The organism is Chitinophaga japonensis (genome assembly GCF_007830125.1).
GTDB classification, from domain to species: Bacteria; Bacteroidota; Bacteroidia; order Chitinophagales; family Chitinophagaceae; genus Chitinophaga; species Chitinophaga japonensis.
On sequence record NZ_VLLG01000009.1, the window covers coordinates 1 to 17,940 of the forward strand.

Annotated in this window: 4 protein-coding genes; all 4 read right to left on the minus strand. The window is 54.8% G+C overall.

The genetic code is table 11. The features are described 5' to 3' along the window. Positions 1-9,785 (minus strand): non-ribosomal peptide synthetase (locus LX66_RS28085; RefSeq protein WP_158642792.1); only part of this gene is annotated, 9,785 nt, incomplete at its 3' end. Between the two features lie 22 nt (positions 9,786-9,807). Continuing rightward, the gene (locus LX66_RS28090) at positions 9,808-11,691 is read right to left on the minus strand and encodes a M1 family metallopeptidase (RefSeq protein WP_145719746.1); all 1,884 of its coding nucleotides are present in this window, start codon (positions 11,689-11,691) and stop codon (positions 9,808-9,810) included. A gap of 5 nt (positions 11,692-11,696) precedes the next feature. Next, positions 11,697-12,383, minus strand: coding sequence for a thioesterase II family protein (locus LX66_RS28095; protein WP_145719747.1), 687 nt, complete (start codon positions 12,381-12,383; stop codon positions 11,697-11,699). Between the two features lie 13 nt (positions 12,384-12,396). Then, on the minus strand, positions 12,397-17,940 hold a 5,544-nt coding region (locus LX66_RS28100), incomplete at its 5' end, for a non-ribosomal peptide synthetase (RefSeq protein WP_145719749.1).

Genomic DNA, 17,940 nt, shown 5'->3' on the forward strand with positions numbered 1-17,940 from the left:
ACGCCCTTGGGTTGACCCGTTGAGCCCGAGGTATAAATAACATAGGCCAGGCTCGAAGAAGAAGGACCGACACCCGGCGCGGCTACCTCTCCGGCCTGCACCAGTGACCAGTCCCGGTCAATACAAACCTGCTGCACCGATGCATGATCTTCCAGCAGGTCCGTGTAATAACTATGCGTCAACAGCAGCCGCGATCCTGTATCAGACAGCATATACGAAATACGCTCCGCAGGGTACGCCGGATCAACCGGCACATAAGCACCGCCTGCCTTCAGCACTGCCAGCAGGCTGAGCACCAGCTCCAAAGAACGGTCCAGCAGCACCGGCACCACGCTGCCCTCCCCTACGCCCTGCCGCTGCAGGTAATGCGCCAGTTGATTGCTCTGTTCGTCCAGCTCCCGATAGCTCAGCGTACGCCCCTCATGCACCAACGCTGCACTGTCGCCAACACGCTCCACCCACCCCGCAAACAGGTCCGGGATCGACTGGGCATCAGGGTAAGGAGATCCCGTGTCATTAAACTCGTACAGCAACTGATGACGCTCTCCAGCCGGAAGCCAGGTCACCTGAGATAATTCACTATCTGCCGATGTTACAAATGCTTCCATCACATTGGCAAAATGTTCCTTTACCCGGTCAACCGCATCATCGGGGTAACAGGCGCCGTTATATCTAAACACAATGCTTATTCCCCCGCCTGCAGGTGCGGCAATAACGTTAAAATCGTAATTCGGCTGATTCACGATGGTGGTTGACAATAACTGCAGGCCTTCGAGGCCCTGCTTCCCTTCAATTCCTTCCGACAGCATGGTTTGCACGGGATGATTCAGATAGGCCACCGGGTGATCAAACAGCTTATTGCCCAATACGCTCTGCGCCTGTACTTCAGACAAACGGGCGTAATGGTGTGGCAATCCTTCAATGAACTGCTCCTGCACCTGCTGCAGCAATGCTTTTACCGTGGTTGCATCGTTGTACCTCACCCTCACCGGAATGGTGTTGATAAACAACCCTATCATTGTTTCCACGCCATCCAGCTCCCCGGGTCGCCCGGATACAACGGCTCCGAACACTACATCCTGCGTATGGTTATAACAGCTCAGCAGGTAGGCCCAGGCCGCCTGTATAAAAGTGCCCTCCGTTACTCCAAGCCGGCGGCAAAAATCCTGTATAGCGGAGAAACGGCCTGCATCCAGCGACAGGCACGCTTCCTTTAAAATATAAGGGGCTCCTTCGCGGGCGCTTTCTTTGAAGGGTATGCCGGCCAGGCTTTCATACCCGCCGAGGTAATTGCGCCAGTATTGTAAGCTGCGGGATGTATCCAGGCGGGACAGCCAGTTAATATAGTGCACATAAGGTTGCACATGTTCCAACACTACGGGACGATCATTGATAAGGGCTCCGTATATACTGTAGCATTCACCGATGAGAATGGCCGTACACCATCCATCCATGAGTATATGATGATGGCTCCATACAAACTCATATTCCCCGGCTCCCAGGTCCAGTACGGAGAGGCGCATCTGGGAACCGCTGCGCAGGTCAAAACCCTTTTTGCGGTCCTGCTGCTTATAATGCGTAACATACGCTTCCTTATCTTCCAGGTTGCTTATATCCTGGTATATAAAACCGGCCTGCACCTGCTTCCTTACTATCTGCAGGTTCCCGGAACCGTATTCATGGCTGAACGAGGTGCGCAACACAGCATGACGGGCCACCAGGTATTCATAGCTTTTTCCCATTACGCCGGCATCAAGGATTCCTCTCACCCGGTAGGCCGTTTGTTCTACATAGGCCGGGGAGCCCGGGTCCGACAGCCAGTGATAGTAAATGCCCTCCTGCAGCGGCGACAGCGCGTAAATATCCGCTACCTCGCCGGCACTGCAGATGGCTTCCAGCTCTTTCATATCCAGCCCCCGGAAGGTAACATCGCCAGGCGTCAGATAACGGCGGGGAGATGCATGAAGATGCGCAATCAGCTCTTTCAGTTGTGCTTCATAACCCTGCACCAGTTGCTGTATTGTGGCGGCCTCGTACTGCAACCTGCTATAGCTGACCGTGATCCGCAGCGTGCCTGCCACAAGGATACCCACCACGGACAATACCGCTTCCTGCTCACAGGAGCCGTCCATAACCGCTCCCTGGTGATCTGCGTCAAATGTAAACAGCGCCTCTCCTGCCGGGTCTTTCAATCCTGCGCCAAAGTCTCCCAGGTAATTAAACAATATCCTGCCGGAAGGCAAGGCTCCCAGGCGCTCCTTCCCGCCCTGGCTGAGGTACCGCAGCAGGCCGTAGCCCATCCCTTTCCCGGGCACCCCACGCAGTTGCTCTTTTATGGCCACCAGGCATGCAGCAGCATCCCCGCCGGCGGGCAACCGGAACAGCAAGGGATAGGTGCTGGTAAACCATCCTACTGTCCGCCCGATGTCCACACCCTCCAGCAGCTCCTCGCGGCCGTGTCCCTCCAGCTCTACCAGCAGGGCAGGCTGCCCGAACGATGAACGGGCTGCCAGGGCCAATGCGGTTAACAGTATATCGTTGGTATCGGTATTATATACATTGTTGATACCGGAGGTCAGCAGGTCAGTCAACGTCCTGTCCAGCTCGAAGCTGCAGGAGTCATTATCTGCAAGCTGGTTGCCGCCGCCGGGATGATCCAGCGGCAGGGCATGATCCGCTCCCTGCATTGACTGCCAGTAAGGTAACTCCTGTTCCAGGGCATTACTGCCGGCATATGCCTGCAGCTTTACCGACCAGTCCAGGAAAGAAGTACTTTTTAATGGTAATGCCGCTGCAGCGCCGTTCTCCAGGCTACTATACAACAGGGAGAGGTCCTCCAGCAGGATACGCCAGCTTATTCCATCTGTTACCAGGTGATGAATGATCAGCAACAGGCGGTCTCCGTCCGGCATACGGAACAAACCGGCCTTCAGCAAGGGACCTGTTTCAAGGTGGATGGAAGCCTGCAGCCCATTACCAAGCCGTTCCATTTGCAGCACAGGGGCAGTATCTTCCCGGAGATCATACTCCAACAGGGTGTAACAGGGTTCCCCCACCGGGCGGTTATATTGATGCCACTCCCCTTCAGCAAGCTGGTAGGTCATCCGCAAAGCATCATGATGGTTTGTTAGTGTTGTAAGGCATTGCCGCAATATGCCTGCGTTTAACGGCTTACTGCTGCGTAGCAGCACGGACTGGTTATAATGATGCTTGCAGGCATAGCTGCTGTTCAGCAACCAGTGCTGCACGGGGGTTAACGGCGCCCGCCCGCTCACTTCATGTTGCGGCACTGTAAAGGCAGCCCTTGCTACATGTACCGCCAGCTCTTCCAGCACGGGGTATTTCAACACATCTCCTACTTTCAGGGAATAGCCCCGCTGCCTGAGCCGGTTGGTCAGCAGGATGGCTTTAATGGAGTCGCCTCCCAGCTCAAAAAAGTTCTGTTTTATGCTGATACTGCTACGGCCCAGCACATTCCCGTAAACCTCCGCCAGCACCATTTCCATGCTATTCCCCGGGGCTGCAAAAGCTGTATCCATACCTGCGGGAGGCAGCGTTACGGGAGGCAAGGCCCCTTTATCCACCTTACCGTTTGCCGTTAAAGGGAAGCAATCGAGCTGCACCAGCCAGGCAGGCACCATGTAAGCAGGCAACCGCTCCAGGAGGTGTTGCCGCATGTTGCTTATGTCCAACTGCTGTTCTCCCGTGAAATAGCCTACCAGGCAACGCTGACCCTCCTGGTCCGCTAACGGCGTCACTACTGCAGCAGTAACGCCCTGCAACTGTTCCAGCGCATGTTCTACTTCGCCGGGTTCTATGCGGTAACCACGTATCTTGACCTGGTCATCTATACGTCCAATGTATTCCAGGTTACCATCGGACAACCACCTGCACAGATCTCCGCTGCGATAGAGCCGTTCACCCTCCTTATAGGGATCGGGAACGAATTTCGCTGCGGTAAGATCCGGTTTGTTCAGGTATCCTTTTGCCAGTTGCACGCCACCGATGTATAGCTCTCCCGGCACTCCTACGGGCAATAGCTGCCTGTTCCCGTCCAGTACATAAAGGGTGGTATTGGCCAGCGGTTTCCCTATGGGCGGTTGTTTACCCGTAAGCTCATAAATGGGATGATCCGTTACCATTACCGTACTTTCCGTAGGGCCGTACTGGTTAACCAGCGTATAGGATAAACGGCTGATATCCACTTCCGGCAAACGGTCCCCGCCAATCAGTACATACTTTAACGCCATACCGGCAGGTTGCTCACAATTTACCAGCCCGGGTATTAATGCCGGCGGCACAAATGCATGTGTAATGCGATGCTGGTCGTAAAAAGCCAGCAGCTCTTCCGGGTCCAGCTTCTGCTCATCTCCCACTATATACAAGGTAGCACCGGATAGCAATGCCGACCAGGTTTCCAACGCAAAGGCATCAAAACCTACTCCCGCCATCGCAGTAGAACGGGCGCCCGGTGTCACTTCATACCGGCCTATGTGCCAATGGACCAGGTTCACCATGGCTGTATGCGGTATGATCACCCCCTTGGGACGGCCGGTAGAACCGGAAGTGTAAATAATGTATGCAGGATCTGCCGGCTGCAGGGGTAGCAATAATGGCGTTGCTTCCTCCCCGGCCACCATCGGCCAGTCAATGTCTACCTGTACCAGGCGCCGGTTTCCCGGTCCTTCCGCCAGCTCCGGGTAACTGCTACTGGTCAGCAACAGGTTGCTCCCTGCATCAGACAGCATGTAAGCGATACGTTCCTCGGGGTAGGCAGGGTCTACCGGTACATAAGCGCCACCTGCTTTCAGCACCGCGAGCATACTGATCACCAGTTCAGCAGACCGGGCCAGGCAAACCGGCACCGGGTTGCCATTGCCGGCTCCCAGGCGCCGAAGATAACGGGCCAATTGATTGCTACGGCTATCCAGTTCGCGGTAGCTGACCGTCTGCCCTTCGTGTACCAGCGCAGGGCTGTCCGGGCAGCGTTTTACCCATTCTTCAAAGAGGTCCGTAAGAGTGCTCTTGTCCGGGTAGGCAGAAGCGGTGCTGTTGAACGCCACCAGCAGTTGTTGCTGCGTTGCAGGCGGCAGTATGCTGTTCCTGCTTACAGGCTGATCCGCAGCAACGGCGCAGGCTTCCAGCACATTGTTAAAATAAGTATGCAGTTCCGGCAGCAGCGCACCGGACTTTAGCTCTCTTGTCAGTGTATAACTTACCTGCAGCCGGTTGCCGGTAACATTTATATCCACCGCCAGGTAGGCATTGGCTACCTCGTGGGAGCTGAGCGACAATAACCGGCCGTTTTCCGGCAACTGCCGCTCCCTGTCTACCTGCTCATAAACGTGAAAGTCGATGTAATTGAACATTACATCGTAAAAAGGATTATACAGGCCGCCCGTTTCACCGGTCATGCCGGCAATGTCAGGCAAGGTAGTACGGTCATATTGTTTTAACCTGCTCAGCCGGGCGTCCACATACTCCAGGTACTGCCTCCAGGTTACTCCATTCCCCCCGGGCATGTGCATTCTTACCGGCAGGGTATTCAGAAAACATCCCAGGAGGCGGTCTCCGTCTTCCTGCACCGGCCGGGTATTGCTTACCATTCCTATTGTCAGCTCCTCTTCACAGGTGAGCATTTGCAAGGCATACAGGTATGCGGCAAAGCACAGGTGCTTAACCGGCACCCGGTGCTCCCCTGCCACTGCTTTCAACCTGTCCAGGTAAGCAGCATCGTAGGATTGCCGGTAGGTTTCCAGGGTGGATACCGGGGAGAAAATATCCAGCCTCCTGTAACCGGCCAGCTCGTTCTTCCAGAACGCAGCACCTGCTTTCCGCTGTTTTACCAGCAATGCATCCAGGATGGCGTCCCTGTTGGTGCACTGCAACGGCAGGGGGCTGAACCCGGGGCGCTGCTGCAAGGTGTTGTATACATGATGCAGCTCCGTATTCAGGGAAGCTACGCTCCAGCCATCCAGGATGGCGTGATGGAATTGCAACAGGTAGATCAGCCGCTGGCCGCTGCACCGGAACAGCCGTACCCTCCACAGCGGCGCCTCCCGGAAATCAAAAGGACGCTCCCTCTCCTCCCGCATATAGGTGTTGATGATATCCTCCTGTTCGCTTTCCGTGGAAGCGCTGATATCGATATACGCTATTTTTACCGGCACGGTCTTCCAGACCACCTGTACGGGCTCGCGATAGCCGGACAGGTCAAAACCCGTCCGCAGGGTTTCATGTTTCTGTGTTAACAGGGAGAATGCCTTTGTAAATACCTCCTCATCAAATGAATGGTAATGCAACTGATAGATGAACTGTTCATGATATACCGCCAGGTCCTGGCTGACCTGGGAGCCAAAGAGCATTCCCTTCTGGATATCGCTCATAGGGTATACGGCGGCTATTGCATCAGCCTGCGGATGGACCGCCAGCACTTCCTGCTGCAACTCTTCCACCTGTTCTTCGAGCTGGCTGCGCAGGCGCTGGTCCTGCATTCCTCCTGCATTTTCCAGCAAATAGGCGGCCAACTGTTCAATAGTGCCATGCAGGTACAGCTCATATATGCCTATCTCCCTGTTAAAGGTTTTTTTCAGAATGGCCAGCAGGCGGATGGCCTTAATGGAGTCTCCTCCTGTATCAAAAAAATGATCCTGCACAGATACCTGTTCCCGGTTCAATACCTGCTGCCATGCATGGGCCACCTGCCGTTCTGCTGCATTACGGGGAGGAATAAACGTTGTTTCCGTGTGTATGGTTGCCGGGGACGGCAATCCTTTCCGGTCAATTTTCCCGCTGGACGTCAGCGGCCATTGGTCCACCTGCACCAGGTAAGCAGGCAGCATATACTCGGGCAACTTTTGCTGCAGCGATTGCTTCAGTTCCCGAATGGTATATTTCCGCTGTCCTGAAATATAGGCTGCCAGCTCCCGCGTTCCGTTGCCGGCTTCATATACGGCCGCCACTGCCTGGTCGATCCCTTCCAACTGCCGCAGTGCAAATTCCAGCTCTCCCAGCTCCACCCTGAACCCTCTTATTTTCACCTGGTCGTCTGCACGGCCCAGGTATTCAATATTGCCATCCGGCAGCCACCTGGCCAGGTCGCCTGTGCGGTAAAGCCGCTCACCGTTGCTGAAAGGGCTGGGGATAAATCTTTCGGCTGTCAGCTCCGGCCTGTTCAGGTAACCGCGCGCTAGCTGAACGCCGCCAACATACAGTTCCCCGCCGATACCCACGGGCAGCAATTGCTGTTCTTTATCAAGGATATACAAGCGGGTATTGGCGACCGGCTTGCCAATGGGCACACCGGTGATGCCCGGGTGGGTATCAAAATAAGTTACATCTATGGAGGTTTCCGTAGGGCCATACAGGTTAGCAAGCGGCACCTGCAACCTGCTGTACCAGTTCCTTACCGTGGTAAGCCGGAGGGCTTCCCCACTGGTGATCACCCTCCTGAGCGATGACAGCGCCGCTATGTTTTCCGGGGCGCCAAGCCATACATCCACAAATGCATCCAGCATACCGGGCACAAAATGCAGGCAGGTGACTCCATGCCTGGAGATCAGGGCGGCTATGCGGGCAGGGGCATAAACATCATGCTCTTCGCAAAGCACCATGCTGCATCCCCAGCATAAGGGCATGAATATTTCCCACACGGACACATCAAAAGTGAAAGTTGTTTTCTGCAGCACCACGTCATCATTGCCAAAGCCATAGTGCCGCCACATCCAACCTATACGGTTCACCACTCCCCTATGCTCCAGCATACACCCCTTAGGCTTACCGGTAGATCCTGAAGTATAGATAACATAGGCAAGGTCCCGCTCGTGAACGGTGGCCTGCCAAGCTGCGGCAGGGTAAGCGTCCTTCACGGCAAGAAAGCGCTGCAGCTCCTGTTCATCCAGGCAAACCCGGCAGCCGCTGTCCGCTTTTATGTACTCCACCCGCTCCGGCGGATAGGCAGGGTCTACCGGCACATATGCGCAACCCGTTTTCAACACGGCCAGGAGGGATATTATCATCCACTCGCTGCGAGGCAACATTACTCCCACCAGGTTACCAGGCTGCAGGTCATACTGCCGGACCAGGTACCGGGCCAACTGGCCGGAGAGCGTATCAAGCTCCCGGAAACTGAATGATCTTTCCTTGAACAGCAGCGCCGGAAGATCTCCCCGGCTGGCCACCTGCCTGTTGAACAGGTCCACCAGCGTAAGGCCCGTTTCCATGGCTGCACCGGTATTGTTGAAACCCTGCAGCAATTGTTCCTGCTCCGACGGGGACAGGTAGGTCACGCGCCCTACCGGATCGGCAGCATGCGCCTGCAGATGCGTGAGCAGGCTGCCGTAATGCGTTACCAGCCGGCGGATCATTGCCTCCTCGTAGATATCTGTGTTGAAGGTTATATCCAGCCCTGTTCCCTGCCCGGTGACGTGAAAGGAAAACGTAATATCAAACTGGCTGGTGGTACGGGGATCTTCATGTAAAGGTATTATGTGCGAGCTTTCTTCATCCAGCGGCGCATCCTGCCGGTGATCATTGTAAATGACCATAATGTCAAAGAGGGCTGAGCGGGAAATATCCCGGCGCTTGCCAAGCAGCTCTACCAGGTAGGCAAAAGGTATCTCCTGGTGGGCAAATGCATCGTTCAGAACCTTTTGCTGATGTTGCAGGAGCTGTTCAAAAGTATCGCCCGGTGAAACGGCGGTACGGATAACCAAGGGGTTGATAAACAGCCCTACCAGCTTTTCCAGGCCGCCATGCTCCCTGCCTGCAGAAACAGTTCCTGTCACCACATCGCTGTTACCGGTATACCTGTAGAACAACACGTTCAATGCAGCCAGCAGGCCGGAAAAGAACGAAACACGCCGACGGCTGCAAAATGCTTCGAGGAAGCCGGCGGCCGTTTGAGGCAACTGGAACTGCAGATGTTTGCCTGCACTTGTTTTAATAGCAGGACGGGCGCCGTCCCTGAGCTGCAGCACCGGCCAGTCTTCCTCCAGTGTGCTTTTCCAGAAGCCCGCTTCCCTCTTCCAACCCTGCTCTGCGATCCTTTGCTGTTCCCAGACGGCTACGTCCCTGGGGGTGAGGGCCGGTGGCGGAAACAGGGCGGTCCTTCCGCTTCTTTCTGCTTCATACGCACCCACCAGCTCGCGCTTCAGTATTTCCAGGGAAGCGCCGTCGCAGATCATATGATGAATGGTGAGCTGCAGATAGCTGTTTCCCCCCGGCTGGTATAACAGAGTGGCGCGCAGCAGTGGCGCACGTTGCAGATCAAAGGGACGCATACTCTCTTCCAGCAGCTCCTGCTCCCATTGCGCCTGCGTCCAGCCCGTCATTTCCCTGCGGCCTATATGGAAAACGATCTCTTCCAGGCGTTGTCTTATCTCGCCACTTTCGTGCTGGAAAAAGGCAGTGCGGAATACTTCGTGCCGCTTTACCACCTGCTGCAGCGCTTTTTCCAGGGCGGGCAGGTGCACCTGCCTGTCCAGGCGCAATAATAGCGGCATATTATAGGCGCTGCCGGCGCCGGCGCCCTGGCATACTATCCAGATAGCCTTTTGCTGGGAGGAAACCGGATAGTCCTCACTTTCTGCGGCGCTGCCGATCACTGTTGTTGTTTGCCGGGCCATTTCAAGCAGGTCCAGCAGATCCTCCCTGTAAAGCCTGATCTCTTCCAGCAATTCGGGCGTCATTTTCCCTTCAGGCGCGTGCAGTTTCAATTCCGCATTCTGCCTGTATATCTTTATGCCATATACTCTTAGTTTATTTAATAGCGTTAATGCCTGCATATAATAGGTTTTAACATCACTTTTATAAGGCTGCAGCCCATTTATTGTTACTTTCATCCGCGTCGAGAAACACGCCCGGCTGCAGTTCCACGGAGCGGATCTTTTTCTTTCCGGTTACCGCGACCACCACCTGCTGCTGCCCGGCACTCCATACTGCGGGCGTTCTGTGAATGGTAACTGTGCTATTGTCTGAAAAATGTACCAGGAGGTCAACCGGTACAAACAGCCCGCCGGTATTGCCTACGGTAATATCAAAGCCTTTCGGGGTCCGGGCAACCTGCTCTATGGCCAGATCAATGTAGCAACTGCTGTAAAACCAGTTGCTCCAGAACCAATTGATGTTCCTGCCGGCAACGTTGGAGAAGGTGTTAAAGAAATCCCAGGGAACAGGGTGTTTGCCCTGCCAGCGGCGAATGAATTCCTGCAGGCATTTTTTGAACAGGTCGTCACCCAGCAGGTCCTTCAGGGCCAACAGGGATACGGAAGACTTAATGTATGCATTGATCCAGTAGGCCGGGTTTCGCAACATATTTGCGGGGGTGATCAGCGGCAGGTCCGCCTCAGCGGCGGTATTACCGGACCAGGAAGACACCCACCACCCTTTAAAAAGATCGTCCGCTTCCTGTGCCGGTTTGTAGGAACGCCCCATCAGCAGCTCAAAAAATACGGCCCAGCCTTCGTCCATAAAGGGATACCGGGTTTCATGAACCCCCATATAGAAAGGAAAATATGTATGGGCGATCTCATGGTCCATCAGCGAGCGGGTGATCGTGAGCGCGGGCGTTACCATTACATTTGCCATCATGGGATATTCCATAGCGGCATAGCCCTGGAAAACAGTCATGGAAGGATAGGGAAAGGGAATGCCCGGCCATTCATCCGACAGCCAGCTCACTGCATGCCGCCCAAATGTAACGGCCTGGCGATAGGCTGCGGCAGTATCATTATAGGCAGCCTGCACATATACCCGCCGCTGCCCGGCGCTATCTGCCAACACGCTGGCGGCATCCCATACAAAATGATCACTGACGGCCACTGCAACATCCGGGATGCCGGCAGCCTGCCATATCCAGGTATTGGTGCGTTGCTGTGCCGTAACCTGCCCGGCCGCCAGGTCTGCTGCTGTAACAATATGTATAACCGTATCCGACCTCCCGGCAGCCTCCAGGCGCTCCGCATAAACGGGACCCAGGACCGCTGTGGGGTTCTGCAGCACGCCGGTAGCCCATACCAGGTAGCCTGCCGGTACCGTTACCTTTAGCGTGTAGTCATTAAAGTCACTGTAGAACTCCTGCAGGTCAAAGAACTCCAGCCTGTCCCAACCGGTATAATCATCATATACTGCTATTTTAGGATAGAAATAAGCCAGGAAGAAGGTAGTGGAGTCGATCATCCCCTCGCGGTCGCTGCGAAGCGCAATTTCATAATGCCATTGAAAGAACAGGGTAAGGGAATCCCCGGGCGACAGTGGTTCTGACAGTTCAATATCCTGTATCGTATGATAGGCGCCGGCTTCCTTCCAGGGCCTGCCTACCCCGTTTATGGCCAGTGAGTCGATCTCTATTCCCCTGCTGAAATAAGCGGGGTCTGCGTCACTGTCCCTTGCGGCCCCCGGGCGGTGCACATTCAGGATCAGCTTTACAGGCAGCTCCCTCAGCGTATCGGGGCTTTCATTGAAGTAGGTGATATGCTCCCTCCCTTCAATAGTCCTGCCGGGAGGCCGCAGCTCAATTGCAATATCATACCGGGCCCTGTTCTGCCAGTAATGCCTGCCCGGCCTGCCGTCTGCGGCCCTGGTGCCCTTGCTGAAAGCCTGCTTAATATTACGCGGCATATGCAGTTCCTGGGCATAGGCGCTGCAGGCGCCCCAAACCAACCCTGCCAGCCATAGCGAAAAACCTTTCATGTTATTCAGATTAAGCATGCCTTGATAATAGTGGCAATACGTTGCGGATGTTCGTGGATAAAAAAATGATCGCCGGGAAATATTTCGGACCTGAAACAGGAAGTAGTGAATTGTTTCCAGTTGTCCAGGTGGCGGGCAGCTCCCTCCTCGCTGCCTGCCATGGCATAAATGGGTGCGCTGAGGGGTCTTACAGGACGGCAGTTATCTCCTTTTGCCAATGCAAAATCCGCTCTTAATATCGGTTCGTAAAAATCGAACAGCTCATCTACCTGGAAAAATCCTGCGGGAAAGCGGCCCAAAGTTTTCAGCTCTTTCCTCAGCGCCTCCTTGCTGAGAGTGCTCTTTTCACTATGATCCTCTATACCGGGACCGGGATTGCCGCTCACCAATACGTGTACGGGAGGCTGGCCTATCCGTTCCAGCTTGTCTGCCAGCTTCAACGCCAGCATGGCGCCCAGGCTGTGGCCGTACAGGAGGAACCCGGCTGCATTCAGATGCCTTATCACCTGGCTGCAGAGATCATCTACCGCTTCGTCCACATCATGCAGCAGGCGTTCATGCACTCTTTTGCCACGACCGGGCAACTCTGTGGGCACCACTTCCACTCCCTCCATATAAGGCCGGATAAAATCAAAGGAATAGCGGTTTCCCCCCGCAAAATGCAACAGGAACACCTGGGGTTTTCTTATCATAATATATATCTGTTTACCGCTGGGTCGTCATGGCGGCGATGATACGCGCCGTTATCTCCTGTTCAGGACTGTGACTGCTGATATGCCAATCCATCACCAGCCCGTTCCTGAATGCATGGCATATCACCAATAAGCAGGGCCCCGGGGGCATGTCCGTTAAGGGAGTCGTTTTGCTATACGCCTGCCATTCATCCAGGTCCACATCGGTGTCTGTGTGATCAAAATAATTGACAACAGCATCCATGTAAGGCTCGAGTGCCGATCCATACCGGCCTTCAAAATCGGCGGCTATTACCGCCCATGGCAACTCCTGGTGTAAACGTCCATCCAGGCATCTTTCCTGTACATACCTTACTGCTGTGCCGAAAGTGCTGCAGGCATCCCGGGAAAGACATACGGGCACCTGGTTGGTGAATTGTCCCACTGCTCCCGCCATATCAAATCCTGGCAGGCAGGCATCCCGGCCATCGGCCACCATACCCACCAGGAACAGGGACTCCTCCGGCCTTGCGTCACAGAGATACAGGTAAAGCCAGGTTGTTACAAGGCTGCTGAGGAGCACCTGCTGTTGCCGGCAGTCTGCCCTGATGTCCTGGTAGGCAGCTCCCGCCAGGACCCGGCGGTTTTCTGAAAAAATACCGGTGAGCAGCTTCCCGGGCTCTGCCGGCAAACCGTTTTTGCGGGCTGCCAGCGGCGCCAGATGCTGCTGCCAGTAATAAAGTTTTTCCCCACCGTCGGCAGAATGCAGGTAATGCTGCTGAGCCGTGATGAAGTCAAAGTATGTGTTGTTGTTGCCGGGCGTCCATTCCTGCTTCCCGTACTGCTGCATGAATGCATCCCGCAGCAGGACATTGGATGCGCCGTCTGTAGCTACATGATGGATCACCATGTACACGAATGCCTCATATTGGTTGTGTATAACGCCGCACCTGATCACTTCCCCGTTAAAAAGGTCGAATGCATCCTGTTGCATTTTATGAACGGCCGCAATTGCTGCAGCGCTGCTCATATCCAGGGAGGCGCTTTCCAGGAATAATACGGCAGGCGCTTCCGGCACCGGCATCAGCTCCTGGTAAAGCAAACCATGCTCTTCCAGTATTTTGATCCGCAGCACTGCATAGTGCTGCAGCCACCGTTTGTAGGTGTCCAGGAAGGTGGTGCTGTCAAACCCCTTCAGCCGGAAGGAAACCGTTCCATAGGCGTGCGCAAACCCGTTCTTTCCATAATACCACTGTTGGTTGGGGGATAACGGCATGCGGGCGGCAGGAACATCCGGCGGCCGGACATTAATCCCCTCCGGCGCTGCTATGCAGGTTATCTGCCGTGCCAGCTCTTCTATTACCGGGTATTGCAACACCTCCGTTACCCTGACCTTATATCCCTGCCGTTTCAGGTGGTTGATCAACTGGATGGTACGGATGGAATCGCCGCCCAGGTCAAAAAAACTATCCAATACGCTCACCTGTTCCAGGTTCAGCACCTGCCGGTATACATCTGCCAACGCCTGCTCCGCTTTATTTCGGGGCGCCACGTACCCGGCGCTGCTGCCCACATTGGACGATCCGGGGTATGGCAGTGCCAGTTTATCCAATTTTCCATTAGCTGTTAAGGGCAGTTTGTCCAGCCGGATAAAATATGCGGGTATCATATATTCCGGCAATTGCTGCTTCAGCGCCTGTTTCAGCGCCTGTACAGCATAAGTTCGCCGGCCCACGATATATGCGGTCAGTACTTTCCCCCCGCCTGCCGGCCCCGGGGCTGCACATGCTGCTACTACCACCTGGTCTATCCCCTCCAATTGCAGCAATAGCTGCTCGATCTCTCCCGGCTCGATGCGGTAGCCTCTTATCTTTACCTGGTCGTCTATACGGCCGGCGCATTCAATATCTCCATCCGGCAACCACCGGCCCAGGTCCCCGGTACGGTATAACTTTTCGCCGCCGGCAAATGGGTTGGGCACAAACTTCTCATTCGTCAGCGCATCCCTGTTCAGGTATCCTCTTGCCACACCTTTTCCTGCCAGGCATATTTCACCGTACACTCCCACTCCCTGCAGCCGGAGCCGATCATCAAGAATATATGCCTGCGTATTTCGTATAGGCTTCCCGATGGTAACATGCGCTTCGTCCGTCAGGTCCTTAACGGCAGACCATACGGTGGTTTCAGTAGGACCATACATATTAAAGATACGGCCCGGGTAATGATGTTTTATTTCCCCAAGCAATGATGCCGGGAAGGCCTCTCCTCCTATCATAAGGTCCGACACCCCTTTTAAGAAACCATTCTCCCCTGCTTCCAGCATCATACTTATCCTGGAAGGGGTGCACTGCAATAGCTGTATCCTATGGGCGATAATGGCGGCGGCAGCTTTGGCGGGATCGGCCTGCTCCTCTTCAGCGCCCAGTATCACCGTGGCGCCTGTACAAAGCGGGAGGATCGATTCCAGTACAAAAATGTCAAAGCTTACTGTTGTCAGGGCATATATCCGTTTGTGCTCAAAGCTGATCAACTGCGTGATGCCTTTTATAAAATTCACAACGGCACTATGCGGGATCATTACGCCTTTGGGTTTGCCGGTAGAACCTGATGTATAGATCACATAAGCCAGGTGCTGCTCCTGTACAACATTCACTTTCCCGGCGGCAGTATAGCTGTGCTGCGCTGCCTGGAATTTTTCCAGCTCCTGCAGGTCAATACAGGTCCTACAACCGCTGTCTGACCTGATATATTCAATACGCCCCGCGGGATAAGCCGGATCAATCGGCACATAAGCGCAACCAGCCTTTAACACCGCGAGCATACTGATGATCAGCCATTCGCTACGGGGCAGCATAATACCAACAATGTCTCCTGTTTGCAGGCCATATCGCTCCAGCAGGTACTGCGCCAACTGGTCGGACATCTTATCTATGGCCTGATAGCTATAGGCCCTTTCCTTAAACTGCAATGCTATTGTATCACCACGTACAGCTACCTGCTTCCTGAAGAGATCCCGGACTGTCAGACCTGCCTCCTCCTCTATCGCGGCATCGCCTGCCGCTGCCAGTAAATGCCCCCGTTCCTCTTCCGGCAGATAGCCGATCTCCTGCAACAGGCTGTGCGGCCGGGCAATGAATTCCCTGATCACATTGGCCAGGTGCGATTTTATACGCTGTATGGAGGTAGTTGCGTAACAACTGCCGTTATATCGTATCGTGATCAACATATTGCCGTCCGCTGCCACTGCAGCGATATTAAAGTCATAGCTGGTCTGCTCCACTACCGCTGACGCCATCAGCTCTAACCGCTCCAGTCCCTGCTCAGCAGTCCCGGTTGCCGAAAAAGAAGGCGCTACCGGGTAATTCTCGTAGATGAACAGGTGGTCAAACAGGTCCTTGCGCAGGGCGCTGCGGGACTGTACATCCGACAACTGCACATAGTGATAAGGCAGGCCTTCAATCGCCTCCTGCTGCACCTGCCGGAGCAGCTCCTGCACGGTGCTGTTGTCCTCATATTGTATACGCACGGGGACCGTATTAATGAACAACCCGATCATATGCTCCACGCCATCCAGCTCACCGGGACGGCCGGATACCACAGACCCGAACACTACATCCCGGGTATTATTGTAACGGCTTAGCAGGTATCCCCATGCACATTGTATAAAAGTATTTTCCGTGATGCCTAGCTGGCGGCAGAGCGCCTGTATGGAGGAGAGCTGACCGGCGCCCAGCACCAGGTGCGCTTCCTTTGGCGTATAAGACGCCTTCCCTCCATTGTTCTCTTTCAACGGGATGCCCGATAAATTGCTGTAGCCGCTGAGGTATTGTTCCCAGTATTGGAGGCTCCCGGCCCTGTCCCGGAGCGACAGCCAGCGGATGTAGTTTACGTAGGGCTGCAGGTTGTCCAGCACCGGCGTTTCCCTATTGACCAGGGAATGGTATATTTTATAAAATTCATTGACCAGGATACCGGTACACCACCCGTCCATGAGTATATGGTGATGGCTCCATACGAACTCATACTCCTGGTTGCCCAGGTCCAGCACTGACAAACGCATCTGCGAACCTTTGCCGAGATCAAAACCTGCGGCGCGGTCCTGCTCCTTAAAAGCAGCACAACTGCTTTCAATATCCGTTCCCGGCGGAAACTGTATATAACGGAAATCCGGCTTTACGGTTTTCCTTACTATTTGCAATGTTGAAGTACCATATTCATGCGTAAAAGCAGTGCGAAGTATAGCATGCCTGCTCAGCAGGCGGGCATAGCTCTGCTCCAGCAACCCGATGTCCACCCTACCCTTCAGCCGGTAGCTGCTCTGCTCTACATAAGCCGTTGTACCGGGAGCTGCCAGCCAGTGGTAGTAAATACCTTCCTGCAACGGCGACAGCTCGTAAACATCCTCTACCTCTCCGCCTGATCCCAGCGCTGACACTTCGGACATGCTCAAGCCCCGGTAACTAAGATCAGAAGGCGTAACATAACGGCCCTCATCCCCCGCCAGATCCCGGATCAGGCCCAGCAACAACGACTCATAACGGTTCACAAAACCCGCGATCGTAGCATCATCATACTGGGAACGGCTGTAATCCACCATCACCCGCAATCGACCCGATACCTGAAGACCTGTAACCGTCAGCGCATGATCCAGCTCATAGTCCTCCCTCAGCTCACGGCCCCGGTAAGCTCCCGAATAAAGGAATAACTCCTCCCCCGTTGCACCCGATACCCCCGAACCAAAATCACCCAGGTAGTTGAACGTGATTCGACCGGCTGGCATATCAAAAGGCAACACTCCTCCGCCATCACGCAGGTAGCGCAGCAAGCCATAACCGATCCCTTTGCCGGGCACCCGCCGTAACTGCTCCTTCAAACGAACCAGGTAAGCACGGGCATCCTCACCGGCGCATGCATCCAGCACCACAGGATAGGTGCTCGTAAACCAGCCAACCGTACGGCCGATATCCAGGTCATCGAACAGCTCCTCACGACCATGCCCTTCCAGCTCCACCACCACTCCCGCTACACCGAAGCTATCCGCCACCGCCAGCCCTACACCCGCAAGCAGCACATCATTGATATCCGTATTGTACACACGGTGCACCTGGCTGCCCAGCAGCAAGGTATCCGACTCGCTCAACTCAAAGCTCAAACCGGCTCCGGATGATACGCGGTTACCACCACCCGGATAATCCTGCGGCAGCACGGGCAATGAGGACGACAACACCCCCTCCCAGTAAGGAAGCTCCGATGACAGGGCCGCACTGTTCGCATAAGCCTTTAATCGCTCTGACCAGCAAAGGTAGGAATCGCTCTTTAACGGCAGCGATACCGCCGCACCCTGGCCTATACCACTGTACAGCGTAGACAGGTCTTCCAGTAATATCCGCCAACTGACACCGTCCGTTACCAGGTGATGGATCACCAGCAGCAAACGGTCCCCATCATCCAGGCGGAACAAACCTGCATGCACTAAAGGGCCCGCGCAAAGATCGATACTGCTTTGCAAAATATCCCCCTGCCGGCCCAGCTCTTCAACGGCATCCGAACGCCCGCAAAGGTCATACTCACGCAGCAC

Excerpts from the sequence above, each read along its gene's own strand:
- LX66_RS28090 (WP_145719746.1), bottom strand. The coding sequence starts at position 11,691 with ATGAAAGGTTTTTCGCTATGGCTGGCAGGGTTGGTTTGGGGCGCCTGC.
- LX66_RS28095 (WP_145719747.1), bottom strand. The coding sequence starts at position 12,383 with ATGATAAGAAAACCCCAGGTGTTCCTGTTGCATTTTGCGGGGGGAAAC.